The 26706-nt window shown below is 62.4% G+C and carries 23 protein-coding genes and 1 pseudogene; 13 read left to right on the forward strand and 11 right to left on the reverse strand.

Annotated elements, in window-relative coordinates; all coding sequences use genetic code 11:
- Positions 1-13 precede the first annotated feature (13 nt).
- Complete coding sequence (locus B0G74_RS08675; RefSeq protein WP_132374416.1) at positions 14-1714, reverse strand: thiamine pyrophosphate-dependent enzyme; 1701 nt, start codon at positions 1712-1714, stop codon at positions 14-16.
- Between the two features lie 281 nt (positions 1715-1995).
- Between B0G74_RS08675 and B0G74_RS08680 the strand changes: the two genes are divergently transcribed.
- Complete coding sequence (locus tag B0G74_RS08680; protein WP_132374417.1) at positions 1996-3006, forward strand: LysR substrate-binding domain-containing protein; 1011 nt, start codon at positions 1996-1998, stop codon at positions 3004-3006.
- Positions 3007-3063: 57 nt separating this feature from the next.
- Here B0G74_RS08680 and B0G74_RS08685 read toward each other — a convergent pair whose 3' ends face one another.
- The gene (locus tag B0G74_RS08685; RefSeq protein WP_132374418.1) at positions 3064-4458 is read right to left on the reverse strand and encodes an MFS transporter; all 1395 of its coding nucleotides are present in this window, start codon (positions 4456-4458) and stop codon (positions 3064-3066) included.
- A 58-nt stretch (positions 4459-4516) separates the two neighbouring features.
- A complete protein-coding gene (locus B0G74_RS08690; protein ID WP_132374419.1) occupies positions 4517-5356 on the reverse strand; it encodes a TauD/TfdA family dioxygenase in 840 nt (279 codons plus the stop codon).
- Positions 5357-5580: 224 nt separating this feature from the next.
- Between B0G74_RS08690 and B0G74_RS08695 the strand changes: the two genes are divergently transcribed.
- The gene (locus B0G74_RS08695) at positions 5581-6333 is read left to right on the forward strand and encodes an IclR family transcriptional regulator (RefSeq protein WP_165923839.1); all 753 of its coding nucleotides are present in this window, start codon (positions 5581-5583) and stop codon (positions 6331-6333) included.
- A 51-nt stretch (positions 6334-6384) separates the two neighbouring features.
- Here the strand turns inward: B0G74_RS08695 and B0G74_RS08700 are convergent, their stop codons facing one another.
- Positions 6385-7785 carry an MmgE/PrpD family protein gene (locus tag B0G74_RS08700; RefSeq protein WP_132374421.1) on the reverse strand — a complete coding sequence of 467 codons (1401 nt, stop codon included), beginning with the start codon at positions 7783-7785 and terminating at the stop codon, positions 6385-6387.
- A 267-nt stretch (positions 7786-8052) separates the two neighbouring features.
- Here B0G74_RS08700 and B0G74_RS08705 point away from each other — a divergent pair, with 267 nt between their 5' ends.
- The 5 genes from B0G74_RS08705 (at position 8053) to B0G74_RS08725 (ending at position 13839) form a co-directional block, all read left to right on the forward strand.
- A complete protein-coding gene (locus B0G74_RS08705; RefSeq protein ID WP_132374422.1) occupies positions 8053-9102 on the forward strand; it encodes an extracellular solute-binding protein in 1050 nt (349 codons plus the stop codon).
- Between the two features lie 8 nt (positions 9103-9110).
- A complete protein-coding gene (locus B0G74_RS08710; protein ID WP_132374423.1) occupies positions 9111-10175 on the forward strand; it encodes an ABC transporter ATP-binding protein in 1065 nt (354 codons plus the stop codon).
- Between the two features lie 2 nt (positions 10176-10177).
- Positions 10178-11908 carry an iron ABC transporter permease gene (locus B0G74_RS08715; protein ID WP_132374424.1) on the forward strand — a complete coding sequence of 577 codons (1731 nt, stop codon included), beginning with the start codon at positions 10178-10180 and terminating at the stop codon, positions 11906-11908.
- A 55-nt stretch (positions 11909-11963) separates the two neighbouring features.
- Positions 11964-12773 (forward strand): aldolase/citrate lyase family protein, encoded by an 810-nt coding sequence (locus tag B0G74_RS08720; protein ID WP_132374425.1) that lies wholly within the window; start codon positions 11964-11966, stop codon positions 12771-12773.
- 127 nt (positions 12774-12900) lie between these two features.
- Positions 12901-13839, forward strand: coding sequence for a LysR substrate-binding domain-containing protein (locus B0G74_RS08725; RefSeq protein ID WP_132374426.1), 939 nt, complete (start codon positions 12901-12903; stop codon positions 13837-13839).
- Here B0G74_RS08725 and B0G74_RS08730 read toward each other — a convergent pair.
- A complete protein-coding gene (locus B0G74_RS08730) occupies positions 13836-14348 on the reverse strand; it encodes a RidA family protein (protein ID WP_243658149.1) in 513 nt (170 codons plus the stop codon). The two genes, B0G74_RS08725 and B0G74_RS08730, sit on opposite strands and share 4 nt — an antisense overlap.
- A gap of 199 nt (positions 14349-14547) precedes the next feature.
- Here B0G74_RS08730 and B0G74_RS08735 point away from each other — a divergent pair, with 199 nt between their 5' ends.
- Together B0G74_RS08735 and B0G74_RS08740 are read left to right on the forward strand one after the other, a co-directional pair.
- Positions 14548-14877, forward strand: coding sequence for a hypothetical protein (locus B0G74_RS08735; protein ID WP_132374427.1), 330 nt, complete (start codon positions 14548-14550; stop codon positions 14875-14877).
- 73 nt (positions 14878-14950) lie between these two features.
- Positions 14951-15031 (forward strand): annotated as a pseudogene (locus tag B0G74_RS08740) (hypothetical protein); the annotation flags it as partial.
- A gap of 110 nt (positions 15032-15141) precedes the next feature.
- Here the strand turns inward: B0G74_RS08740 and B0G74_RS08745 are convergent.
- The 4 genes from B0G74_RS08745 to B0G74_RS08760 all read right to left on the reverse strand — a co-directional run bounded on the left by B0G74_RS08745 (position 15142) and on the right by B0G74_RS08760 (position 19950).
- A complete protein-coding gene (locus B0G74_RS08745) occupies positions 15142-16284 on the reverse strand; it encodes an aminoacyl--tRNA ligase-related protein (RefSeq protein ID WP_132374428.1) in 1143 nt (380 codons plus the stop codon).
- A gap of 380 nt (positions 16285-16664) precedes the next feature.
- On the reverse strand, positions 16665-17414 hold the full coding sequence (locus tag B0G74_RS08750; protein ID WP_132374429.1) for an aldolase: 750 nt from the start codon (positions 17412-17414) through the stop codon (positions 16665-16667).
- 85 nt (positions 17415-17499) lie between these two features.
- On the reverse strand, positions 17500-18663 hold the full coding sequence (locus tag B0G74_RS08755; RefSeq protein WP_132374430.1) for a M20 aminoacylase family protein: 1164 nt from the start codon (positions 18661-18663) through the stop codon (positions 17500-17502).
- A gap of 39 nt (positions 18664-18702) precedes the next feature.
- Positions 18703-19950 (reverse strand): diaminopropionate ammonia-lyase, encoded by a 1248-nt coding sequence (locus tag B0G74_RS08760; RefSeq protein ID WP_132374431.1) that lies wholly within the window; start codon positions 19948-19950, stop codon positions 18703-18705.
- Positions 19951-20128: 178 nt separating this feature from the next.
- Here B0G74_RS08760 and B0G74_RS08765 point away from each other — a divergent pair, with 178 nt between their 5' ends.
- Positions 20129-20605: an Lrp/AsnC family transcriptional regulator gene (locus tag B0G74_RS08765; protein WP_132374432.1), complete on the forward strand. Its 477-nt coding sequence runs from the start codon at positions 20129-20131 to the stop codon at positions 20603-20605.
- Between the two features lie 7 nt (positions 20606-20612).
- Here B0G74_RS08765 and B0G74_RS08770 read toward each other — a convergent pair whose 3' ends face one another.
- Both B0G74_RS08770 and B0G74_RS08775 read right to left on the reverse strand, forming a co-directional pair.
- Positions 20613-21722 carry a branched-chain amino acid ABC transporter substrate-binding protein gene (locus B0G74_RS08770; protein ID WP_132376892.1) on the reverse strand — a complete coding sequence of 370 codons (1110 nt, stop codon included), beginning with the start codon at positions 21720-21722 and terminating at the stop codon, positions 20613-20615.
- 296 nt (positions 21723-22018) lie between these two features.
- Positions 22019-23353: a PLP-dependent aminotransferase family protein gene (locus tag B0G74_RS08775; protein ID WP_132374433.1), complete on the reverse strand. Its 1335-nt coding sequence runs from the start codon at positions 23351-23353 to the stop codon at positions 22019-22021.
- 166 nt (positions 23354-23519) lie between these two features.
- Here B0G74_RS08775 and B0G74_RS08780 point away from each other — a divergent pair, with 166 nt between their 5' ends.
- The 3 genes from B0G74_RS08780 to B0G74_RS08790 all read left to right on the forward strand — a co-directional run bounded on the left by B0G74_RS08780 (position 23520) and on the right by B0G74_RS08790 (position 26641).
- A complete protein-coding gene (locus B0G74_RS08780) occupies positions 23520-24137 on the forward strand; it encodes a DJ-1/PfpI family protein (protein WP_132376893.1) in 618 nt (205 codons plus the stop codon).
- 561 nt (positions 24138-24698) lie between these two features.
- Entirely contained in the window at positions 24699-25814 is a 1116-nt protein-coding gene (locus B0G74_RS08785; protein ID WP_132374434.1) for a glycosyltransferase family 4 protein, read from the forward strand.
- Positions 25811-26641, forward strand: a complete 831-nt coding sequence (locus B0G74_RS08790) for a polysaccharide deacetylase family protein (RefSeq protein ID WP_132374435.1) — start codon at positions 25811-25813, stop codon at positions 26639-26641. Before B0G74_RS08785 ends, B0G74_RS08790 begins: the two co-directional genes overlap by 4 nt.
- Positions 26642-26706: the final 65 nt, after the last annotated feature.

A 26706-nucleotide genomic window follows, 5' to 3' on the forward strand; every position in this document is an offset into this window, starting at 1 on the left:
GTGATAACCGCAATCAGGGCTCCTGGTTGAGCGCCATCGACGGCACGCTCGAAAGTGGCTGAACGGATTCGATGCTCGACATGACTTCGATGAAATAGGGCCGCTGTGCCGCGAGGCCGCGTTGGACGGCTGCGTCGATTTCGTCTGAAGCCGTGACGCGCTCGGCGTCGATGCCGAACGCGCCGGCAATCAGGGTGAAATCCGGATTGGTCAGCGTGGTGCCGATATGCCGTCCCGGATAGGTGCGATCCTGGTGAACGCGGATCGATCCGTAGCAGCTGTTGTTGGAGAGAATGAAGAGGATCGGCAAGCGGCGCGCCACTGCGGCAATCATCTCGTTGCCGGTCATGGCAAAGCCGCCGTCGCCGACGAGGCAGATCGTTTTCTGCGCCGGCAAGCGTAGCTGCGTCGCAATGGCGGCCGGCGTGCCGTAACCCATTGCGCCGGACAGCGGTGACATCAGGCGTTGCGGATAGCGAAAAGGAAAATGGCGGTACACGGGCGCGGCGAACGTGCCGGCATCGACGCAGATCACGGCATCCACGGGGGCATGCTCCGCCAGTGAGCGAACGACGTCGACGAATCGCACGCCAGCGCCAGTGTCGCCGTTGCTGTCGCCAGGTTCGACGGTGCGGTGCGGCCATTCGGCGATGCGCGTGGCGATGCCTCGCAAGCGCATAGACCATCGTTGCGAACGCGCTGGTGAACGATGCACACCAACGAGCGCATCGGCAAGCGCCACGGGATCGCACACGACACCGATATCCGGCGCCACATGCAGGCCGACGGCGTGGCCGTCCGCGTGGCAATGCACGAATGTCTGCGCCGCGCGCGGCGGCTTCGGGAAGCGATAACCCTGTGTCGTGATATCGCCGAGCCGCGTGCCGAGTGCGAGCACGAAGTCGCTCGACTCGAAGGCTTCGATCTGCTCCGCCGGATTGGCCAATCCCAGGTCGCCCGCATACAGCGGATGCCGGTTGGGGAAAATGTCCTGGCGTCGAAACGACACCGCGACGGGAACGTCGTACGTTTGCGCGAACCTCAGCAGCGACTCGCGCCCGCGCGGCGCCTCGAACGCGCCGCCGGCGATGATGAGCGGCCGCTGCGCCTGTTCGAGCAGACGGGCGATACGTTCGAGCGTTGCGTCGGAGGGGATTGTCGCTACGGCAGGCGGCACCTGCCATGCATCCGACTCGACCTGCTGCTGTTGAATATCTTCGGGTACGACCAGCACGACGGCGCCGGGCGTGTCGGCCATTGCAATACGCAGCGCCTTGAACGCGGCGGTCGCCAACTGTTCCGGCGCCGTGACTTCCACGACCCATTTGGCGATCGACCCGTACATCCTTTGATAGTCGATCTCCTGAAATGCTTCCTTGCGCAAATCCGCTTTGGGGATCTGTCCGACGATCAACAGCAGAGGAATGCCGTCCTGTTGCGCGGTATGCAAAGCAATCGACGCGTTGCTCGCGCCGGGTCCACGGCTGACCATGACGACACCGGGACGGCGCGTCAGGCGTCCGTCCGCGCATGCCATGAAACCGGCGCCCGCTTCGTGGCGGCATGTCACCACGTCGATCTGCGGAAAGTCCGCGAGCGCATCGAGAATCCCCAGATAACTTTCACCGGGCACCAGAAAAACGCGATCGATTCCGTTTGCGGCGAGCACGGAAAGCAGGGCGTGGGATGAAGTCGTTGCGGTTGCAGGATTCATGAGCCGTAAATAGAAGTGGGCGAAAGGGGAGTCGACGGGTCCATTGTTGTTTTGATCGCCGTGCAGCATCAATCGGATCGCCGGCATATCAGCTATGCCGCTATCGATGCTTTCTCTCTCGCGAAGAACGGTCTGCATTTCCTGTCGGGCGCCAGCGTGTCGGCGCGCTTGTGTGATGCCAATTGAAAGACTGTAGAAGAAGTGCGGTTTGCGTGGAAATACCAATTGAATGAGTCCATCATAGGCATAACCTCTGACCGTTAAACTCAGGATCACGAATCATGGATACCCGTCAGCTTCGGTACTTCGTTGCGATCGTCGATTGCGGCAGCATGGGCAAGGCCGCCGAGAAGCTGTATGTCGCGCAGCCTTCGCTGAGCCAGCAGATGAGCCGCCTCGAGGAGGAACTCGAAACGAAGCTGTTGATCAGAAGCCGGCAAGGCGTGGCGCCGACCGCCGCGGGCCAGTCGCTCTATCGTCATAGCCGGCTGGTATTGCGGCAAATGGAAGAACTCAAGCAGGAAGTGCGGGAAGGCGGAAATGCCGAGAGCGGTACCGTCGCCGTGGGTTTTCCGACCACCATGGCGTCGATTCTCGCCATGCCGCTATTCGCGCGCATTCAGGAGCGCTTTCCTCGCATCCGTTTGCAGTTCTTTGAAAGCATGAGTGGCTTTATCAGCGAACTACTCGCGAACGAACGCATCGATCTGGCCATTCTGTTTCGCGATGCGGACACGCTGGGCGTGACCGCGCTGCCGGTTCTCGAAGAACAGCTGTACGTATTCGGCGAGCCGGGCGGAACAGTGGGTGCGCTTGCACAAACCTGCACCCTCGCGCAACTCAGCGGCGTGAAACTCGTGGCGCCCGGCATCTCGAACGGTTTGCGCCTGTTGCTCGAACGGGTGTTCGCGCGCGAGAACGTCGAGCTGAATATCGTCGCCGATATCGACTCGCTTCCCACGCTCATCTCCGTTGCACAATCGGGCGCGGCGTGCACGATCCTGCCGGTGTCGGCATTGGCGCAACGCGATCCGGCAAGGCGCCCACGAGTGCGCAGGATCGTCGACCCGGCGTTGAAGCGCCCGGCGAGCGTCTGCTGGTCCAGCGCGACGCCGATGAACTCCGCGACTTCCGTGGTGTGTCAGACCATCGTCGATCTGATTCACGAACTGTCCGCGCAGGGCGAGTGGTCCGGCATCACGCTGCTCGACCCCGCCATGAATCATGCACGCGTCACCTCGCATCGCAGCGAAGAGGCGAATGTGTTTCGCCGGTTCGCTCATATGCGGTGAGCGCCTCGCGCGACGGCCTTCCATGAAGCCGCGCGTGCAAACTCCTATCGCTCGTCTTCAGGACGCCGGCGACTTCGCGTGCTTATGATCCGCGCTCAAGTCCACGCCCGCGAGAATTTCCCGCTCGACATCTTCGAGCGTTTTGCGGCGCGTTTCCGGACCGACCGCGAGCACCAGCAGGCACAACAGCAGCAGCACGCTTGCCAGCATCACGAACACGGCGAACGAGCCAAAGCCATTCAGCACGAACAACACGAAATACGGCATGATCGCGGCCGACACTCGTCCAACTGCGGTGGACGCGCCAAAGCCCGTGCCACGGATATCGGTCGGAAAGAGTTCGGGCAGGTAGACTGCGAGCACCGTATTCGCGGTGATCTGCACGAATAGCACTTCGAGAAAGCCGGTGGTGACGAGCAGCCAGGCGGGCGCATCGAGTGCGAACGCATAGCCGATGCCGACGGCGGCCGCCAGAAACGACGCCGTCGCCACCACGGTCCGGCGCCCCAGCCGGTCGACGAGAAAAATCGGAATCAGCATGCCGATCGGCGCGCCCATTGCCATCACCGCGGAGTAGGTGAGCGAGTGCACGATCGACTGGCCACGATGCAGCAGCAGCGTCGGCACCCAGCCGATGAAACCGTACTGGCTCGCGAGGATCAGCGACACGATCGCAAAACAGAACAGCGTGCGCCCGAGCCGATGGCGGCCGAACAGCGCGGTCCACGGCAACTCATTGCGCTCCGGCAGGAAGCTCGCCGGCGCGACGCGCGGCGCGTGCGCGTCGCCGGTATTTTCGAGCCACAGGGCGTCGAGCACCTCATGCATTTCCGCGGTGCGGCCCTGACGTTCGAGCCAGCGCGGCGATTCCGGCAGCGCCCGGCGCAGATACCAGACGATCAGTGCCGGCACCGCGCCCACCACGAACATTGCGCGCCAGCCGACAGCCGGCAGAAACCATGCGCCGACGAATGCCGACAGCGGCTGCGCGCAATTCACCAGCAGCCCGAGCGTCACGCCCCAGCGTCCGCGGCAATGCGCGGGCGTCATCTCAGCCATGATCGCGTAGCCCACCACCAACTCGCCGCCCAGTCCGATCCCGGCGATGAAGCGCAAGATCACGACCAGCGTGAACGAGGGCGCCGCCGCGGTCGCGAGCGTCGCGAGGCTGAACAGCAGCAGATTGAACTGGTAGAGCGATTTGCGTCCGAAGCGATCGGCGAGCGTGCCGCTCATGACCGAACCGATCGCGAGCCCGAAGAAGGTGGCGAAGATGAATTGCGCGACGCCGCCGGTGCCGGTGAAGTTCGTGTGCACCATCGAAGCCACCACGCCCGATTGCATGAACAACTCGAACGCATCGATCAGCATGCCCGCGCCGAGCAGCCAGAACATCCGGCGGTGCGCCGCGCCGACAGGCATCCGTTCGATAGTTGCCTCTGCGATCGACATGGTGTCTTCCTCCAGAATTACGCGTCTCGTTCCCGAGTGTTTGAGGCTCCTCGCGGATCTACACCGGCCGGGTGCCGCGCAACTGGACGCGATGCATCAGGCGCCGCTGGCCGGGATAATCGTCGAGCGCGAGATGCTGGCAACAGCGGTTGTCCCAGAACGCAATCGAACCGGGAGCCCAGCGGAAGCGGCAGGTGAATTCGGGTCGCGTCGAGTGTTCGAACAGGAAGCGCAGCAACGGTGCGCTTTCGGCCACCGTCATATCCTCAAAACGTTCCGTATGCAGCGAATTGACGAACAGCGCTTTCTTGCCGGTCTCGGGGTGCGTCCTGATGACCGGATGCACCGCTGACAGCGTCGTATGGCTGCCGTAACCCTGGCCCTGCGCGAGTACGTCTTCGGCTTCGAGCGACGCGAGAATGTGGCCGTTCGCATGCACGGCGCGCAGACCGGCCAGCATGGTCTTCATGCCGTCGGAGAGGGTGTCGTACGCCATGTACTGATTCGCGAACAACGTGTCGCCGCCAACTGGTGGCAGAATCCGCGCGGCAAGCACCGAACCGAGCGGCGGAATCTCCAGGTGTGTGGTGTCGGAATGCCATTCCCAGCCGAACACGAGCGCGTCTTCCGGCTTCTTGTCGATGATCAGCAGTTCGGGCAGCGAGCCCGGATGCTGCCGGTGTGGCGGCAACACCGCAAGCTCACCGAAATAACGGGCAAAGTGAGCAAGATCGTTATCCGATGCATCTTGCTCGCGGAAAAAGATCACGAGGTACTCATGAAACGCGCGCCGGATCTGTGCGACCGTTGAAGGATCCAGTTCGCCGGACAGATTGACGCCGAACACTTCGGCGCCCAGAGAACCGGCCAGCGGTCTGACGATGATGCTCGATGCCATGCGAGTCTCCTCCGCGATACACGTGACGAGCGCCTGTCAGCACGGCCGGGGCGCAGTCTCCCACGCTCGGCGCCGCCCGTTCAGAAAACTTCTTGCGTTCATATATGTGAACGTCTATGCTTATCCATGAACTCAGAATAGGCGATGTGCAAACGCTGCGCAAGCGCGTTTGCCTTCCGTCCATGCGTGAATTCGGGTTTTCCTTAGGCTTTTTCGGGGGCGCAATGACGGTCGCGAACGATTCGGATGTCAAAAGCGCACGGCGCGTAGTCGAGATTTTTCAATTGTTCGCGGAGCTCAAGCAGGCGGTGCCGCTCGCGTTGATCAGCAAGCGTCTGGAGTTCCCCAAGTCGAGCTGCCTCGCGCTGCTCAAGACGCTCGAATCGAACGGCTACCTGTATCGCGTGCACGATTCGGCGGACTACTATCCCACGCGCCGTATCTTCGACGAGGCGCGCGTCATCATCGACAACGATCCGCTGCTATCGCACGTGCGGCCGGTGTTGCAGGAGCTCTGCAACGAAACCGGCGAGACGGTGTTCCTCGCCACGCGAACCGGCCATCAGTCGCACTACCTCGAAGTCGTGCAGTCGGGTCAAACGCTGCGCTACGCGGCGACGGTCGGAGAAAAGCGGCCGCTGCATATCGGCGCCGCCGGGCAGGCGCTGCTCGGCGCGATGACCGACGACGCGCGCAACGCGTTGATCGAGGAACTCGAGTTCGAGCAATACGCGCCGAATACCGTGACCAGCAAGACGCGCTACAAGCGTCTGATCGAGCAGGGCAAGGAGCGCGGCTGGTTCGTGTCGATCGGCGGATATCAGTCGGAGATCGCCTCGATCGGGCACTACGTGTGGATCAACGGCGAGGCATATGCGATCGTCGTCGGCGCGCCGACGCAGCGGGTCAAGGGCAACGAGATCTCCATCGGCCGGGCGGTCGCCAAGTACTGCAAGAAGATTTCGAGCCGGACGTAGCGGCCTGCAAGATCCGTCGAGAGCGCGGTAGGGGCACTTGCGGCGCAGGGTTCAGCCTCCGCGAAGCACGGCCCACAGGTCGCTGCTTTGCAGTTCATCGAGCGCAAGCACCGCATCGCGAACCTGTTCGGCGCGCGCGTGACTGACGGCCCAACACGCGTTCTCGAAGTACTTTGCGACGATCGCCTCATTGGAGAGCGCGCGCTCGCCGGCGCCTTTGTTGATGCGGTAATAGCGGCGATGTTGCCGGCCGTCGTCCGTATCGACGAGCATGCCGCCCGAGTAGTAGGCGGGGAACGCGCTATCGGGGTCCGCGACGCATTCCACTCGCGCGGACAGCGCGAGGATGCGCTCATCGGCGAGCGTATCGGGTTCCAGTTCAGCCAGTCCGAAGCGTCCACGCACGAGCGACGCCGCCGCCACATACTGCGCGCTGAACTTCGCTTCATACTTCGTGGTGGGCCGCCTTTTCGCTTCGAGCGGCTCGGTAACGATCGGCATGACCGGTTCGGGCAGCAGCGCCTGAATGCGGCTGATCCGGCTCACATCGATCTCGCCGCTGTGCGCCAGATCGGCGCCGGCCTCCGCGATCGAATGCAGAAAATGGCACACAGGGTAGGGTTTGATCGCCATCTGTTCCGTTTCCCAGATTTCGCCGAGACCCGCGCTCGCCGTGACGTAATCGACTTCGCCCGCGTGTTGCTGCAGGTGCGAATCGAAAAGCCCGTAACGCCCTTCATACGGGCGCGACGGCGCAACAAAACCGGCCTGTGCAAGCCGTGCCGCTGTGATGCCGCCAACGCAGCCCCAGCCCGGATGCAAGCGCTTGGACCACGTGCCTTCTTCGAGAAACACTTGCACGCCCGAAGCGGTGCTCGCAGCAATCCCTTGCGCCGCGGCCAGTTGCGCGGTATCCAGTCCATAGAGGCGGCCGGCGATCAACGCGGCCGAGAAGTGCGACAGCACACCGGTCGGGTGATAGCCGGCATGATGAAAGCCGCCTTTCGCCGCCGCGCCCAGACGCGTGGCGACTTCCATACCCACCAGATACGCGGCGAGCGCAGCGCGCCCGCTGGCGCCGGTTTCGTTGCCGACAGATAGCGCCGCCGGCGCGCAGAAGGCGGTTGCATGCACGATGCCTTTCATATGCGTGTCGTCGTAATCGAGTCCATGCATCAGCGCCGCGTTGAGCAGCACCGCATTGCGCACGGTGTGCGTTTCGCTGCTGCCGATCACCGGACTGACTCCGCTTTCGCCGAGCGCCCTGATGCCGCGCAAGATCACGTCGGCGAATTCGTTGCAATGGGACGCGAACGCAATGCCGAGCGCGTCGAGGATCAGATGCTTGGCGCGCGTGCGTACGTGGCGCGGCACTTCGTCGAGGTTCAGCGAGTGAGCAAACGCTGCGAACGTTTGCGAAAGCGTGCGGTTGCCGGCGGGTGTGCTTGCCATCGTGAGCTCCATCGCATGTCGAAATTCGAGGCCTGAAATCGCGGGCCAACAGGATTCACGTTATAGATCGGCCTGCGTGACAAGCAAGCTGTTTCGCGAAAAACACGGTGCACATCCGCGATAACCCGGATCTTCGTCCACGCTTAAATCGACGTTCAGCATATCGAAATTCCGTATGCGGCGATTATCGGCGATGCTCGGTAAAGCCCGCGACGCAGCGTGTCCGTGAGCGGCACGGGAAATACCATAAGACGATTGGAGACAGACATGCTACGAGCCCCGCTGCGAACCTGGATCGGCGTCTTGGCGGTGCTGCTTGCACTCTTGCCAATGGTCTCGCGTACGGCCTTCGCGAGCGATCCCGCGCTGATCGAGCTGGCGAAGAAAGAGGGCGGCCTCGTGGTCTACGGATGCGACCCGCCGCAAACGCCGGTGTATCTCGACGCATTCAAGAAGCGCTATCCGGAGATCAAGGTCAGTTCTTACGTCGCGGGCTGCTGGCAGATTTACAACCGCCATATCGCCGAGCGCAATGCAGGCAAGCAGGCCGCGGACGCGTTTTTCTCGCTGGAAGACGTCTTCACGCGGATGCAGAACGAGCAACTGCTCGACCCGTATCACTCGCCGGAGTTGAAGAACTTTCCCGCCGATGCCGCGCCCGCCGGAAAGGACTTCGAACGTGTGAAGACCTTGATTCTCGGCGTCGGTGCAAACAAACAGTATCTGAACGGCATGCAACCGCCGCAAGACTGGATGGATTTCGCCAACCCGAAGAAGGAGTGGCAAAACCAGATCACGTTTTACGACCCGCGTACGTCGTCGGCGGCTTTCTCGTTGCTTGCGACGCTGTACCAGAACTTCGGCGAACAGCGCACTGTGGCGATCTACCAGGGGCTCATCAAGTCTGGGGCTGAACTGACACCGACCACGCCGGCCGGCTTGTCGAAGATGCTGTCCGGCGAAAAGCCGCTGATGTTCTACGTGGTCAACAACCACTATAGCGGTGCGGTCGCCAAGGGCGCGCCGCTCGAATTCATCGTGCCGAAATCCGGCACCGTGTCGACGCCGTTTTCGGTCGCGGCGCTCAAGGGCGCGCCGCATCCCGCGGCGGCGAAGCTGTTCGTCGACTTCATGATGAGCGACGCGCAGACGATCATCCAGAAAGCGAACGAGTACGCATTGCGCAACGGCTCGGCGCCGCCGCAGGGCATGCCGAAGCTCGCGACGGTGAAGGTGCTGCCGCTCGACATCGACGCCGCGCTCAGGCAGCAGGCGCAGTTGATCGAGCTCTGGCAGAAAGCAACCGGAATCAGGTGAGGCCACGCATGTCGATCATCATTCGCCGCCTGCAAAAATCCTATGGCGCGCAACCGGTGCTGAAGTCGGTCAGCGAGAGTTTCGCCGAGGCGCAGATTTCGGTGCTGCTCGGCGCGAGCGGTTGCGGCAAGACCACGACGTTGCGCTGTATCGCGGGACTGGAGCGGCCTTCGGATGGCGAGATCGTGATCGCCGGACGTACCGTGTATCAGGCTACGCCCGCGCTGTGGGTGCCGCCCGAACGCCGTCATGTGTCGATGGTGTTCCAGTCGTACGCAATCTGGCCGCATATGAGCGTATTCGAAAACGTCGGCCTGCCGTTGCGGGCGGCAGGAGTGAGCGGCGCCAAGGCACGCGACGCGGTGATGGCGACGCTGCGGCTCGTCGGCCTCGACACGTTCGCCGAGCGCAGCGCGACGCAGTTATCAGGCGGTCAGCAGCAGCGCGTGGCGCTCGCGCGCGCCATCGTGTCCGAGGCGCCTGTCATTCTGATGGACGAGCCGCTCAGCAATCTCGACGCGAAACTGCGCGTGGAGATGCGCATCGAAATTCGTGAATTGCAGCGGCGTCTCGGCCGCACCATTCTGTTCGTCACGCATGATCAGGAAGAAGCGATGTCGATAGCGGACACCGTCTACCTGTATCACGCCGGCACGGTGATCCAGAAAGGCGCGCCGAAGGATCTCTACGATCGTCCCGCCACGCGTCATGCAGCGGAGTTTCTGGGGCGGGCGAACATCATCGCGGACTACGAATGGCAAATGGGCGCGAACGGCGCGGTGTTCGCGATGCCCGGCGGCCTGACGTTGCCCGCCGCGCTCGCGCAACCGCCGCGGCCCGGCGAGCTGTTGTGCATTCGTCCGGAGAAGTGGCGCGTGCGTCAGGCGGGTACACCCGGCTCGATCGCCGGGCGCGTCGCCGAGGCGAGTTTCGTCGGCAATCGCACCGAGTACCGGATCGACACCGCGTTCGGCCAGATGAGCGTCGTGCAGCTCGACGCCGGTCCACGCCGGCCGGGCGACGCGGTCAGTATCGAAGTGGCGGCGGACGATATACGCGTGATAGGAGCGTGACCTTGGCCGACCTGCCTCTTTCGGAGCGTCACGCCGTGCAGCGCCACCGGTTCATGCAGCAGGTGCCGGCGATCATGGCGATCGTGCTGATCTGCTGCGCCGTCGCCGTCCTCGTGATCGCGCCGCTGTGCGCCGTGCTATATCGCGCCGTATTCGACGCGGACGCGGGCACGCCGTCGGTGACGGGCCGTTACTTCGCCGAAGTGCTGGGCAAGCGGATTTACTGGGACGCGTTGGGCAACACGCTGTTCGTGTCGGGCGGCGCTGCGATGATCGCCACGCTGCTCGGCGTATCGTTCGCGTGGATTTTCGAGCGCACCGATACGTGGATGCGTGGCGTATTGCAATGGATCAGCCAGTTGCCGATCTTCATTCCGCCGTTCGTCGGCGCGGTCGCGTGGGCGCTGCTCGCCGCGCCCCGCAGCGGCATCATGAACCGGCTCCTCGCGGCGCTCGGTTTGCCGGGCGTGCTGGACGTCTACAGCCGCTGGGGCATGCTGATGGTGATCGGCCTGTATCTCGCGCCGTACGTGATGATGATCGTCGCGGCGGCGCTGCGCAGCATGGACCCGAGCCTCGAGGAAGCGGCGCAGGTGTGCGGCCTCACGCCCTTGCAGACCATGCGCCGCATCACCATTCCGCTACTCACGCCGGCCGTGCTGTCCGGCGCTGTCCTCGCATTCACGATAGCGATCGGCCTGTTCGGCACGCCGGTGGTACTCGGCTGGTCGCGACAGATTCTCATGCTGACCTCGCGCATCTGGATCGGCTCGCAGGAAGTGCCGCCCAACTATGGCGTGATGGCCGTGCTGTCGATCTATCTGCTTGCGTTGTCGAGCTTCACGACGTGGCTGCAACGCGTGCTGATCGGCAAGCGGGTCTATACGACCATCAGCGGCAAGGGGTTCCGGCCGCGGCTCGTCGAACTCGGCGCATGGCGCTGGGCCACCGGCGCGCTTGCGGCGCTCTATGTCGTGTCCACGATCCTCGCGCCGATCGCAATCCTGATCGCCGCGGCGCTGTCGCGCTACACCTGGTCCGGCGAGTACTCGTTCACCACGGCGATCGGCTATCTGCAATCGGACGACGTCTGGTTCACGCTGCAAAACAGCGTGCTCATCTCGGTGGTTTCCGCGACTGCGGCGACGCTCGCGGGCATCGTGATCGCGTGGATCGTGGTGCGCACCCGGCTGCGCGGCAAGGGCCTGCTCGAATACGTGATCCTGCTGCCCATTTCGATGCCGGGCATCGCGTTCGGCGTCGGCATGCTGCTGTTCTGGATCAACGTGCCGCTCTCTGTCTACGGCACCACGCTGATCATCGTCTTTGCGTTCGTCGGCCGGTTTACCGCCTATGCGGTGCGGTCGGTGTCGGCCAGCCTGATCCAGGTGCATCCCGAGCTCGAAGAGAGCGCACGCGTGTGCGGCTATGGACCGTTGCGCACGTTCACGCAAATCACGTTGCCGCTCATTCGCGCCAGCGTGATCGCAGCGTGGCTGCTGCTCTTCAGCTTCTTCATGACCGAGCTCTCGATGGTCGTGATTCTCTACACCGCGGCGGACCGCACGTTCTCCGTGCTCGCATTCGAAGCGTGGAATGTCGGCGATTTCTCGCGGCTCGCGAGTTACTCGCTGTTGCAGATGGCGGTCGGCATCGTCTTCATGGCGATTTTGAAGACCTGCTTTCGCAGCTGGAGCGCGCCGCGTTCCATGCAACCGGTCACACCGAACTGAAGCAGACGGCCGTCTGCGTAATCTGCCCGTTGCCGGGCGTCTGGAGGAGCAGGGTATGAAACCGAAGAACATGCTGATGGACACGATGAAGTCGGGCCGCACGGCACTCGGCGTGTGGGCGAACGATCCCGAAACCGCGGAACTGTGCGCGCATCTCGGCTTCGACTGGATCATGATCGACATGATGTTTACCGGCATGGACTTCCATGACGTGCAGAACATGATCCGCACCTGCGAGGCGGCCGGCATTACGCCGGTCGTGCGCATGCAGACCAATCCGTGGCATGGCTACGATGCGCGCATTGGCGTCGATCTGTCGCGCTTGCAAGGCCTCGGCGCGGAATACGTGCTGATCTCGCATTCGGGCCTGCAGGAAATCGACGAAGCGCTCGAAATTGCGCGCGACTGGCACCGGCGCGCGCTCTGGATTCATCCGTTCAACAATCGCGAATGGGAGCAGCGCACCGACGAGATGGCGCAGGCCACGTACATCATTCCGCACGTGGAGAGCCAGGGCGGCATCGACGACTTCGACAAGGTACTCGATCATCCCGATCTGAAGATGTTCTTCTTCGCGATGACCGATCTGTCGAAAGTGCTGGGCGGCAATGCGAAGAAACCGGACTTCAATAGTCCGGATCTGTGGAAGCTGGTGGACCGTGGTGTGAAGAAAGCGCAACAGCGCGGCATCATGGTCGGCGCTAATACGAGCTACGCCTATACGTTGGAGGAAATGCGCCAGCGGGTCAAACGGCTGCACGACGCCGGTATGAACTTCATCATGATTCAGGGCGCGCAGTTCCTGTTTCAGGTCGCGATGATGGAGTTTTTGCCGAACGTGCGCAAAGACCTGGGCCTGGTCTGAATGCGCGGTTGCGAACATCGCCATGATGATGCGGCACGCCGGAGGAGGTAACATAAGCCACGCGCGAGGTCACGGGCAAAGCGTGACACCCGTGCCCCGGTTTGCCGCTGAGGAGACAATCCACGTTATGGCGACGCATTTCGATCTGACCGACATGCAGTTGATGGTGAACATCGGCGAATCATTGAGTCTCACGCGGGCGGCCGAGAAATCGCACCTGTCGGCGCCCGCGGCCAGCATGCGGATCAAGAACCTCGAAGACTATTTCCGCACACCTTTGCTGTACCGCACCAATCAGGGCGTGACGCTCACGCGTTCCGGCGAGGAACTGATGCGGCATGCGCGCATTCTGATCGCGCAGGTCGAACAGTTGCACGGCGATATGCAGGAATTCGCGCGAGGCGTCAAAGGGCGGCTGCGCGTGCTCGGCAATACCACGGCGATGATGGAGGTGATGCCGAACATCCTGAGCCGTTTTCTCGCCTCGCATCCGGATGTCGACCTCGAACTGCGCGAGAGCGGCAGTCAGGCGATTGCAAGGGCGGTCGCCGACGGCGCCGCCGATCTCGGCATTGTCGCGGGCTGTCCGCCTGCGGAAAACCTGCGCTACCTGCCTTGCCGCGACGACCGTCTGGTGCTGATCGTGCCGAGCGGTCACGTGCTCGAGGGACGTGACGCGGTGGCGTTCGCCGAGACGCTCGCGTTCGATTACGTCGGCTTGTCGGAATGGAGTGCGATTCACGCGTTTCTCGTGCGGGCCGCCGCCGAGGCCGGGCGGCCGTTCCGCTTTCGCGCGGAGATGGGCAATTTCGATGCAGTGTGCCGGATGATCGAGGCGACCGTCGGCATCGGCGTGATTCCCGACTCCGTGGCGCGCAGGCTCGTGCCGACCATGCGCATCACCGCGATCGCGTTGACCGATAGTTGGGCGTTGCGCCGGCTGCATGTCTGCGTGCGCGACTTCGACGCGCTGCCGCTGTTCGCCCGTGAACTGGTCGATATGTTCGCGGCCGAAGCGCATGTCGGAAAAGAAGACACGCTGACGGCCGGCACGGCGACGCCTTAGCGAACCTCGAAGATTGCCTCAACCTCCACGGACGCCGCGGCGGGCAGGGTGGCGACGCCGACCGCCGTCCGTGCATGCCGGCCGCGCTCGCCGAACACCTCGAAGAAAAGATCGGACGCCCCGTTGATCACTTTCGGCACGTCCGGATAACCCGGCGTCGCGTACACGAAGCCACCGACGCGGTGGCAACAGAGCACGCGGTCCAGGTCGCCGTCCAGCGCGAGTTGCAACGCCGCCAACAGGTTCAGCGCGCAGATCTGCGCGGCTTGCTGTCCGGCTTGAAGGTCATGGACCTCGCCGACCGGACCACTGAATCGCACTTCGCCTTCCCATTCGCAGATTTGTCCGGAGAGGAAGATCAACTGGCCCGAGCGTGAAAACGGTTTGAACGCGCCGCGCGGCGCGGGCACGTTCGGCAAGGCGAGGCCAAGGGCGTTCAGACGGGCGAGGGCCGTACGAGGGGAAGCATTCGATGTGGGCGTGGTCATGGCGGTGTTGAAGGTTTCCATTGAGGTGAAAGCCGGCGGGCGTTCGGAGCTGGTCAGGCGTTGGTCGATGCGAAGCGATCCGGTAGGCAAATCATGACACGACCGGGCGCTGGTGAGAAACGTGTGAAGCATGCTCGACGCTTCCATGCGAGCTAACGGCAACGATATACACCCGCGCGGGCGTATGATTTCGCAACCTCTGCCAAACAGGAGCCGCCCCATGCAACCGCGTGTCCATCTTCTCTTCATTACCATATTGGCCGGTGCATTGAGTGCCTGCGCGCAGACCGGCCCCGTCGAATTCTCCGCCTCGGGCGCCGACGCGCCGATGCTCAATCAGGCAAGCGATATGGACTTCGGTCCGATGGACAGGACGATCGCGCAATGCAAAACGGTGTCGCGCAACGCGGGCCCGGGTCAATGCACGAAGGTTCGCGCTTACGAATCGTGCATGAAGAGCAAAGGCTACATTACCGTGCTCGGGCCGGAAAACCCGCAAGGCTGCGGCGACCCGGAATGGGAGAAGGATGTGCGGAAGTGGCTTCAGTGAGGAGTTCATTGCGCAAGCCCTGTCAGCACGCATGAAATCCCGGCGCGAGAGAACGACATGAGTCGCCAGCGCCGCCGCTTTTCTGGCGAGCGACGACTCGGCCTTGATGTCGGGCGCGAATCTGGTCGTTGACGGAGGATGGACGGCGGGTTGAATCACACGGGTGATCGAAGTGGCGCGGCCGGCCAACCGGAGCGTGTGCGGATCAGCAACGATCTGGGCGCGCCCGAAACAGATGCCGAAGCGCACACGCGCCAAGGCTAACTAACTCGCGCAAAGCGCCACAATCTCCGCCGCCGACGCCTCCTCACGCGCCAGGGTTCGCCGGTCCATCCATTCGAAGCGGCCCGACGCGAGTGCTTTGCCGCTGACCACCACGCGTTGCCGGCATGCGATCAACTCGGCGTCGGCGAGCTTTTTTCCGGCTTGCGCCAGACGATCGTCGACCAGCACGCTCAATCCTTTTGCTTGCAGTTCGCGTTGCAGCGCCTGGGCGGCCTCCTGCCGTTCCTGACGCTCCCAGTCGATGACGGTGAGCACGACGTCGAAGGTGTTCAACGACTCGCTGCCCCAAAAGCCGCGCTCGTCGCGCTGCCGGCTGAGGAGCAACATGGCGAGGCGTGAAACGCCCACGCCGAAGCAGCCCATTCTGACGAATTCGCCTTTGGCGTTCACCAGTCCCATAGCCTTGGAGTAACGGTCGCCCAGGTCGAAAATGTGCGCACATTCGAGTGATTTCTTGCCGTCGGTCTCGTCCTCGCCGAGTTCGCTGAGGACATGAAACTCCTCCGAGCTTTGGCCGCCGATTTCCCCGTTGTCGCTGGACTTGACGATGGCGGCGAGCCCCAGTCGCCTGAAGATGCGCTGATAGGCTTCACGAACGGCCTCATATGCTGCGCGCGCGCCGTCTTCCGTGGCATTGAAGGCGTAGCCGTCTTTCATGATGAACTCCTTGGCGCGTGCGAGGCCGCCGCGCGTCCTCAGTTCGTCGCGGTATTTGTTGCCGAACTGATAGAGGCCCAGACTCATGTCCGTCCTGTTGTAGTGCGTCTTGACCATGTTGGTGGCCAATTCCTCGCATGTGGCGCCGAGGCAAAAGAGCCGGCCGGAGCGGCTCGTGAGCCGCATCAGCTCGTCGCCATACACGTCCAGTCGCCCGGTTTGCCGCCACAGATCGGCGTCCTGCAACAGGCTCATCTGGATTTCGCAAAAGCCGGCGCGCTCCATCTCCTCGCGCACGACGCTCTCGACGCGCCGCTGCGCTCTCAGGCCGAGCGACATCCAGGAGTAAAGTCCCGCGGCGTCCTGATGGACGAGGCATGCCTTGCGGGCGAGGTCGGTCAGTTCCAGCCGGGTGTTGTCCTGCTCGAAGAAACTGTTGGCGAAAAAATGCTGTGAGAATTTCATGATGTGCTCCGGATTCAGAATTCAGCGTAAAAACAGGCCTGAAATGAAAAAACGCCCGCAAGGGGCGTCCGGATCATCGATTCTCACGCGAGGCGCAGGCGCTTAGCCTCCCTGTCGCGCATATTGAGTTCTCGAGCAGACTCCGGCCGCCATAGCGGGCACCGGAGGTCGTTGCGGGAGAATGCTCAAAAAGTCCATGATGTTCTGCTGCTCGTGCTGTACTCGTTTCTATTCAATAGCGGGGATACTGCGCCGACATGATCGAGACGGATCGCGGGTTCGCTTCCTCGTCTTTCATTAGTTGCTACTCTGCACGAAACGCGGCGTGGCTGCAACCCCGCCTCGCCATTGTCCGGGGCATAGGGGCACTGCGTGTACTGTTACTCAGGTTCGCCAAGTGTGCGCCTCAATGCCGTGAAGAACAGTTCCGACTGCGCCCGCTCGCTTTGCACCTGATTTGCCACGCGAGCCGCAAGGGCAGGGTCCACCGGCTTCAGTGGCCGCCCCGTGGAAAGCGCCAACACCTGGCTTTGGCAAGCCCGCTCCAGATAGTAAAGATCATCGTACGCGTAGTCGATGCGCTCGCCGCACACCACCACGCCGTGGTTGCCGAGGAATACGATGTCGCTGCCATTCATTGCATGCGCGATCCGTTCGCCTTCTCCGGCATCCAGTGCCAGGCCGTTGTACTCGCGGTCCAGTGCGATCCGGCCGTGAAAGCGCATTGCGTTTTGCGACAGCGTGGTATCGAGGCCGCAGTCTTCGGTCAGCGTCAACGCCGTCGCGTAGGGCATATGCGTATGCAGCACGCAATGCTTGCCCGCGATGTTATGGACCGCCGCGTGGATGAACATGGCGGTGGGCTCGACCTCGTGCCGGCCGGCGACGCGATTGCCGAGACCGTCCACGATGACGATGTCGTCCGCCGTGATTTCGCTCCACATCAGGCCGCGCGGATTCAGCAGGAAGAGGCCGCGGTTTCCGGGCAGTGCGATACTGAAGTGATTGCATATCCCTTCGCCGAGACCGTGATGCGCGGCGGCACGCAGTGCCAGCGCAAGATTCTGCCGCAGGGCGACGACTTCCGGGGCGTGAAAGATGGCGTCTTCAACAACCGGGGTAGCTTTCATGGCGGTGTCCGCGTTCGTAATGATGTGGAGGAGGCGGCCCTTATCGCCCGACTCTCGACAAACATTGACGAGCTTATCAGCGGCTTCAGGCGAGAGGTAGTGCGAGCCTCGCTATTTCCGCGAAGTATCGCGCGCCGGTTAGCAAAATATCATCATTGAAGTCATAGGTTGAATTATGCAACGGCACGCCGCCCGTCTTGCCCGTATCCCCGTTGCCGATGAAAGCAAAGTTGCCCGGCACGACCTGCAGGAAGGCGCCGAAGTCCTCGGAGATCATCATGGGCTGCACGTTGGCTTCGACGTTTTCAGCGCCGACGATATTGCGAGCCGCCGAGACCGCAAGCTCCACATAATCCCCCGAGTTCACGGTCGGTGCAAATTCGTGCGTGTATTCGAACGAGCACTGCGCCCCGTGCGCGTGGCAGATCCCTTCGCTGATTTCTCGCATGCGGGTGGCGAGCATGTGCTGCACCTCCGGCGCGTAGCTGCGCGTGTCGCCTTTGATCGTCACATTCGACGGGATGACGTTGCGAATGCCGTCCGTGATGAACTCGGTGCAGGAAATCACCGCCTGTAAGCCCGGATCCAGGTTGCGCGAAACGATGGTCTGAAGCGCCAGCACGATTTGCGACGCGATCACGATGGGATCCACGCCCATGTGCGGCCGCGCCGCGTGCGTGCCGCGCGCCTTGATATGGATGACGAAGTTATCCTCGCTCGCCATGATTCCGCCGGCTCGGGTCGCGAATGTGCCGGCCCGCTGGCCCGGCATATTGTGCGCACCGAAAATTGCGTCGACAGGGAAGCGCTCGAAGAGTCCGTCGCTCATCATCGCTTTTGCGCCGCGGCCGTGTTCCTCCGCCGGCTGGAAGATAAACCGCACCGTACCGTTGAAGTCTCGCCGCTCGCAAAGCAGGCGCGCCGCGCCGAGGATCATGGACATATGGCCGTCGTGACCACACGCGTGCATCTTGCCGTGCGTACACGACGCGTGCGAACGGTCAGGCGCGTTTTCGAGGATATTGAGCGCGTCCATATCGGCACGCAGTCCGATCACGCCTTTTCCCGGCCCAACGGTGAGATTGGCGACGAGTCCGGTACCGCCGATTCCACGGTGGACTTCGAGGCCGAGCGTTTGCAGAATGTTCGCCACGTAATCGGCGGTCGCGACTTCCTCGAAGCCGGTTTCCGGATGCTGGTGCAGATGCTGACGCCAGCTTTTCAACTGCGATTGCAGGGACGTTTCCATGGTTTCAGATCCTGTTCGAATTCAATGCATGCCGACGCGTCATGCCATATCCGCCGATGAGTGAGCAAGATGGCCGAGCCAATCGGCCTGACGCTCCAGCACCGACGCAGCGGTTTCGCCCACGCATTGCGCGTAGACGGAGGGCGCGGTCGCACCTTCCGTGCTGATGACGAGCACGCGCGAATCCGCATTCAGTCCGACTGCTCGCGCCAGGTTCGCGTCGCTCATTAAAGCGGTCAGGCCTGCGAAACCCGCAGCGCCCGACTCGCCAACCACTAGCGGCACATCGCGCGCGGAGCCGGCGGCCAATGTGCGCATGGCAGTGATCGCGTCGTCGTCCTGGATGGTCATGAAGTGATCGATGCAAGGCTGCAGGATTTTCCACGCGAGCGGCGATGTCTCGCCGCAAGCCAGCCCGGCCATAAGAGAATCGATCGCTCCGCTAGCTCTCGTCGCGCGGCCCTCGAGCGCGCTTTGATACAGGCAATCGGCCTGTTGCGGCTCGACCACCACGAAGTGCGGCCGATCCGCGCCATAGGTCTCCCACAGAAAGCTCGCGATACCCGCGGCAAGGCCGCCCACGCCGCCTTGCAGAAAGACGTGGGTGAATGCCGGGACGTGCTGATCGCTGGCGCTTTGCTCGATGATTTCGGCGACCACGGTTCCGTATCCCTGCATCACGTCGCGAGGAATGTCCTCATAGCCTTCGTACGAGGTATCCGACACGACATGCCAGCCGTTTGCAGCAGCAAGGCGGGCTGCCTCTTCGACCGACTCGTCGTAGTTGCCCGCGATGCGGATGATCTTCGCGCCGTACGCGGCGATCGCCTGCTCGCGTTCGACGCTCACATTGGCATGCAGCACGATCACGCATTCACAGCCGACCGTTTGCGCGGCCGCCGCCAACGCCTTGCCGTGGTTACCGTCCGTTGCGCTGATCACCGTCAGATGGGTGAGCATGTCCTTGCAGCGTCCCTCGATCACGGCAACTGCGTCGAGGTCGTGCATCGGCCAAAGGCGCAGGATCAGCCGGACCAGTGCGATGGGTGCGCCCAGCGCCTTGAAGCTGCCGAGTGGGGAACGCACGGACTCGTCTTTCACGCACAGCTTCGCGACGCCGAGTCGCGCCGCGGCATCGGGTAAATCCCGGAGCGGCGTTGCCTTTGGATTGAGGTGATCCCAATGTGACAGCCATGCACGGCTTTGCTGGGCCGCCGCAACGTTCAGGATCTGCGTCAGGTCATTGGGGTAGCAGGTACGCGACGCATGCTTGTTGGCGATGAGCATTGCAATTCGACTCCGGAAAGACGGTTGGACAAAGTGATTTCAGTCGGGAAAAGGGCGGGACGCCGTCCTCGACATGTCACCTTCCACCAAAATAATATTGCTTGATCCGCGCCGATATGACGCAAAATGCAGGCTCTTTATGAAAAAAAATCTCATTTAACCGGGTTGAAGCACGACTATGGCCACGACTCTCGATACCTTCGACAGAAAGCTGCTGCGCGAAGTACAGGAAGACGCGCAGATCCCGCAGAACGAGCTTGGGTCACGCGTCAGTCTGTCCACTGCCGCCGTGAACCGGCGCCTGCGCCGTCTTGCCGACGAGGGCGTGATCGAACGGTATGCCGCAATCGTTTCGCCGGAGAAGGTGGGTTCGCCTCTCACGATCATCACGTCCATCGAGGTCGAGAGCGAACAGATCGACCTGTTGGACGCGATGAAGCGGACGTTCTCACAGTGTCCGCAAGTTCAGCAGTGCTATTACGTCGCCGGCGAGTGGGACTTCGTGCTCGTCATGACGGTGCGGCATATGGAGCAATACAACGAGTTGACCCGGCAACTCTTCTTCGCGAATAACAACGTCAAGCGCTTCAAGACGCTGGTCAGCATGAGCCGCGTCAAGGTCGGCTTGACGGTGCCGGTCGATCTCGACGAATAGCCCGTCGCTATCTGACGACGCTGCGGTCGTGCCAGTCGCCTTGCCCGAACTGGCGAACGGTGATCGCGCCATTGCGGATGTCGCCATTCGCATCGAACTGGATGGGGCCGGTTACGCCATCTATTTTCAAAGTCTGGAGCCTGGCGAGGTAGACCTTCGGGTCGGTGGAGTCGGCTGCCTGCATCGCGCCCGCCATGGCCATCACGGCGTCGTATGCATACGGCGCGTAGAGCTGCACAGGCGTGCCGAAGCGCTGCTGGAAGCGTTTGAAGAAGGCGTCGCCCTGCGGCATCTTCGCAGGCGGCACGCCTGCGAGCGTGCAGTACATGTTGTCCGTCATGGCCGATCCGGCCAGCTTGATGAACTGCGGCGTGCACGCTTCATCGCCTGCAATCAGTTTCGCCTTCAGGCCGAGTTTCTGCGCCTGTTGCGCGAACGAGGCTGCCTGCGTATCGCCACCCGTAAACACGATGCCAGTCGGAACATGACTCTTGATCGTGGTCAGCACGGCCATCCAGTTGGTCGTTTTGTCCGTTCCGTATTCTCGAACCACGACGGTGCCACCCGCCGCCTTGACGGCCTTTTCGACCTCGTCGGCGAGGCCCTGCCCGTATGCCGTGCGGTCATCGACGATGGCGACCCTGGACACCTTCAGATCCTTGACGAGGTAGGTGCCGATAACCGTTCCCTGTCTGACGTCATTGGCAACCATGCGAAACACCGACTTGTAGCCTTGCGCCGTCAGCTTCGGGTTGGTCGCGGACTCCGTGATCATCGGAATACCGGCGTCGGAATAGATCTTGGATGCGGGAATGGACGTGCCGGAATTCGCATGTCCCACGACGCCCGCCACCTTGTCATCGATGAGTTTTTGCGCCACGGTCACTGCCGTCTTGGGATCGGCGGCGTCATCCTGGGAGTCGAGCGCGAACGTCACGGTCTGTCCGCCGATACGCAGTTTCCTGCTGTTCAGATCCTCGATTGCGAGCCTGACGCCGTTCTCGTCATCTTTGCCGATGTGCGAGAGTTCGCCGGTCAGCGGCGACACCTGGCCGATTTTCACGGTGACGTCCGCGCGAGCCGACAACGGCGACGTCGCTAGTGCCAGAGCAAACATGGCGGTGGTGCACTTCAGTGTTTTCACGATCGGATACTCGCAGAAATGGAGACGGGGCTGATGCATCGGAGGCACGACTCGGGGCCTTTTGCTTGTCGCGCAGGCTGATGGAAATCGTACGGTGCCCGCGTGGTAGCCAAAATCGCGTGAGGTGCCGCTCGTGAAATTGCTGATCGAAAACAGCCTGCGGATCGATAATTTTTCTCGGCGGTGTTGGCACACCGGCGAAGCGTCGGGTCGACGTGACAACGGCCGTTCGCTATTTCCGACGAAAGGAGCGCTTCCGCTTAAGCCACTCAATAGGTGTAAGAGGCGATCACGCGTCTAATCGTTTCCAACGACTCCCGGAGCGTGGTCAATTCAACAGAACCAAGCGCCACGCGAATCGCATGCGGTACATGTTCCGAAGTCGAGAAAGGCTCGGCAGTCGAGACTGAAATTCCCTCGCGCACGAGCGCCATCGCAACCACGTCCGCGCGAACCTCCTCTGCGAGAGGAAGCCAGAGGAAGTAGGACACCGGATGACAAACGCGTCGCAGTCCGGCGAGGACCTCGGCGGCCATCGATTGCCGGAGCCTCGCATCCTCGCGCTTCTCTATCTCCAGACGTGCGACGGTGCCATCGTCCAGCCAGCCGCAGGCAATCGCGGTCATCACCGCGGCCGTGTTCCAGGTGGTGGCCCGGATCGCACGCTCGATCGGCGCGACCCAGCGGTCGGGGGCGGCAACGAAACCGACTCGCAGGCCGGTGGCGATGCTTTTCGACAGTCCCGAGACGTACACCGTCGTCTCAGGTGCGAGCGCTGCCAACGGGGGCGGCGGGTCTTGCGCGAGGAAGGCATACGCGGCGTCCTCGATGATGAGCAATCCGTGCTTTCGGGCAAGCGCCGCCAACTCGTGCCGACAATGCGCGTTCATGACCCAGCCTAGCGGGTTATGGAGTGTCGGCATCGTGTAGATGGCACGCACTTTTCTGCTTCGGCACAAGCGTTCGAGCGCGTTCAGGTCGGGGCCCTGGTCGGAAACCGGAATCGGCGCCAGTTCGAGCCGGATCGTTTCGGCTAGCACCTTGAACCCCGGATAGGTCAACGCGTCGACCGCGACCACATCGCCGGGCTTCAGGAGCGCTAGAACGGTTGCTGTCAAACCATGCTGCGCGCCGTTCACGATCACGACCTGATCGCCTTTGACAGCGAGCCCCCGGCACGCCAGGTGACGCGCGACGATCTCCCGTTCATGCGTCCGGCCGCCGTGCGGCTGATAGCGCAATAGCGCATCCAGGTCGCCGGAGGACGCGAGTTGGCGCAGGGCGCTTCTGAGAAGTTCGGCCTGACCGGGGAGGGACGGATTGTTGAAATTGAGGTCCGTCAAACCCGCGTCGCCGGCATGCTGGTCGACGCCCAGGCGCGGAGGCAGGGATATTTCTCGCACGAAGGTGCCGCGGCCGGTTTCGCCGCTGACCAATCCCATCGCCCCGAGTTCGGCATAGACCCGCGACGCGGTGACCAGCGCAAGTCCCTCCTTGGCGGCGAGCTGCCGGTGAGTCGGCAAGCGCGTGCCGGGCGCGAGGCGTCCCGTCCGAATCTCGGTCGCCATTCTGTCGACCAGCAATTTGTACCGCGAGGTGGGCATGCGCAAATGTATCCATGACAATTATTTGATTGTATTGATTCTCGGCCATACGATGTCACATCGCAACTCTGTTTGCGCCGTCGCGGGACCTGCCGGCTTTAGTGCCGCGGCCTCATGAAGCGGCCGCCAACAGTCAGCGCCCCTTGGGCTCATGGACGACAACATCATGCACATCGCCATCCTTACTTTCGAAGGCTTCAACGAACTCGACTCGCTTATCGCGCTCGGCGTCCTCAATCGCGTCAAGAAGCCAGGCTGGCGGGTGTCGATCGCTTGTCCCACCGCGCGGGTCAAGTCGATGAATGGCGTGGTCATCGAAGCCCAGGCTTCACTGCAAGAGGCCTGTACTGCCGATGCGGTGATCGTGGGCAGCGGCAGACAGACGCGTGAAGTCGTCGCCGATAGTGCGTTGATGGCGCAGTTGCAACTCGACCCGTCGAAACAGCTGCTGGCCGCGCAGTGTTCCGGCACGCTTGTTCTCGCCAGGTTGGGCCTGCTCGATGGCGTGCCGGCATGTACCGATCTCACCACCAGGCCGTGGGTTCAGGAAGCGGGTATCGACGTGTTGAATCAGCCCATTTTCGCCAGCGGCAACGTGGCGACCGCCGGAGGCTGTCTGGCTTCGGCTTATCTCGCCGCCTGGATCATCGCCCGTCTGGAGGGGATCGACGCGGCGCAGAGCGCACTGCATTACGTCGCTCCGGTCGGAGAGAAAGAGGCCTACCTGTCCCGCGCGATGGGCAATATCATGCCGTTCCTGGAGGCGAAGCTGACGACGGTGTAAGCGAACAAACTAAAATTGCCAGCGCGGCCTATTGACTATTCCTCTTAGAAAATCGGTCATTTGAGTGAGGTCGCCTGGCACACCGCGGCGGCCCGATCCTCCGCAATACGACCGGCTCCGATCGGTCGAAGCAGCAGTCGCTACCACGGCAAAAACTGAAGGCATCGCCGATGCCTTCAACCCACGCTAAACGTCATTCCCAGTCAAGCGCTTTCTGCGTTCTCTCCTTTTCCCCGCCGCTTCAACTGCGCAAAAACCAACACTTACCCGGCGATAACGTTTGCGCCGATTCAATCCGTCCGGGTCAGTGAGTTTGGCTATTTACAAAACGGGAGGCTACCCAAATACTCCCGCCACAACTTGAAAGTCGAGTGTCAACGAGAAGTCATGCCAGTCCGTTTAACACGGACGTCAGCCGTCATCGGCTGACGCAACTTCACATTCGCTTCCCCCCATGAACACTGCGTTTGCCCTAAGGTCGCAGCGGTCCGGGGTAAATATTACCAACGATTACAAACCGGGTCGTCGTACACAGCAAGGGTCCGGGGAGACTGTCAGCGCATGAAAGCATTAAGTGTTCTCCATAGTGAGTCGTCACGGGGATGGGGAGGCCAGGAGGTTCGCACGCTCAAGGAAATGATCGCGTTGCGAGCGCTGGGTCATAACGTCGAACTCGTTTGTCCGGAAGACGCGTGTCTTGGGATTCGCGCGCACGCTGAAGGCTTTCAGGTGCATTACGCGCGCATGCGGGCGGGCGCGGATCTGCGCTCCATGCTCACGATCCGGTCGCTGCTCGAGCGTCGTCGCTTCAATGTGCTGAATACGCACAGCGGCCATGACAGCCTCGTCGCCGGCATGGCGGGGCGGCTCGCGCGGACGCCGTTCATCGTGCGCACGCGGCATCTGGCGTTGCCGATCACATCGCTTGCCACGTACAACTGGATTCCTCATCGCGTCGTCGCGGTCAGCCATCATGTGCGGAAGTACCTGATCTCCGCGGGCGTGCAGGAACACCGCGTCGAGACGATTTACGACGGCATCCTGAAGCCGGAAGCGGGGACCTGCTCCACGTTGCGCGATGAACTCGGACTGAACGCCGACACGGTTGTCGCCGGCATGGTGGCGATCGTCCGCGAGAAGAAAGGCCACGAAGACCTGATCGCGGCCGTCAGGCCGATGCTGGCCGAGCGTCCCAGTCTGCATGTCGTGATGGCGGGCGACGGCGTGTGGTTCGAGAAGATCAAGACGATTGTCGATGACATGGGCTTGTCCCAGCGTATCCATCTGCTCGGCTTTCGCACGGACATTACCAACGTGCTGCGCGGCTGCGATCTGTTCGTTTTGCCGACGCATCAGGAAGCGCTCGGACAATCGTTTATCGAAGCGATGGCGGTGGGTTTGCCGGTGATCGGCACGCGCGTCGACGGCGTGCCCGAGTTGATCGACGACGGCGTGAATGGCCTGCTCGTGCCGGCGCACGACATCGATGCGTTGAGGAGCGCACTGGCGCGTCTGATCGACGATGCGCCGCTGCGCGAGCGCCTGGGACTGGCCGCGCGTCTGAAGACCGATAACCGCTTCACGGTGGACGCCATGGCGAACGAGACCATCGACTGCTATATGCGCGGCATCTACGCCCGGCGCGCTTACTACGGCGAACGGCGGGCGGCGGCATGACGAAGTTCGCCCGCGCGGTGCCCGTGCTGATGTATCACCACATCAGCACCTCGCCAGGCATGATCACGGTGTCGCCGGAACACTTTGCCGCGCAAATGGCGTATCTGGCCGAGGCGGGGTACACGACCGTCGGCAGTGCGCAACTGTCGGCCTATCTGGCGGGCGAGCCATTGCCGAAGAAGTCCGTCGTGCTGACTTTCGACGACGGCTACCTCGACAACTGGGTGCATGCGCACCCGGTCCTACAGGCACATGGATTGACCGCGTTGTGCTTTCTGGTGACGAGCTGGATCGGCGAAGGACCGGTGCGTGCGCACGCGCGTTCGGGCGGCGCGCTGCCTGCATTGCTCAATCACCGTGATGGCGAGGTCGCGATCGAAAGCGGTGAAGCCGATCGCGCCATTCTTCGGTGGTCGGAGATCGACGCGATGCGTGAAGCCGGCACGTTCGAGTTTCACAGTCATACGCATAGCCATGTGCGGTGGGATCGAGTCTCCGCCAACGCAGAGGAGAAGTGCGCCGGGCTGACACGCGATCTCGCCAGCGCGCGCGCCATGCTGGAGCAAAGACTGGGCGCCGTATCGGATCATCTGTGCTGGCCGCAGGGATACCACGACGACGACTATCGGCGCATTGCGGCTCAGGCCGGCTTCCGTCACTTTTACACGTGCGAGGCGGGTTCGAACTATCCGGGACGTCATGACGGCGCGACTCGCTCGATCACTCGTTTGGAAGTGCGTGACCGGCCGGCTTCGTGGCTCGCCTCGCGGTTATGGGTGCATACGCGGCCCGCGATCAGCCGGGCGTATTTGAGGATCAAACGGTAGTACGGCGGCCCCTGATTTTTCGCCGGCGCAACCTTCCCACCTCTGCGCCGTTGCTATGGCGCCCA

The organism is Paraburkholderia sp. BL9I2N2, from assembly GCF_004339745.1.
GTDB lineage: Bacteria > Pseudomonadota > Gammaproteobacteria > Burkholderiales > Burkholderiaceae > Paraburkholderia.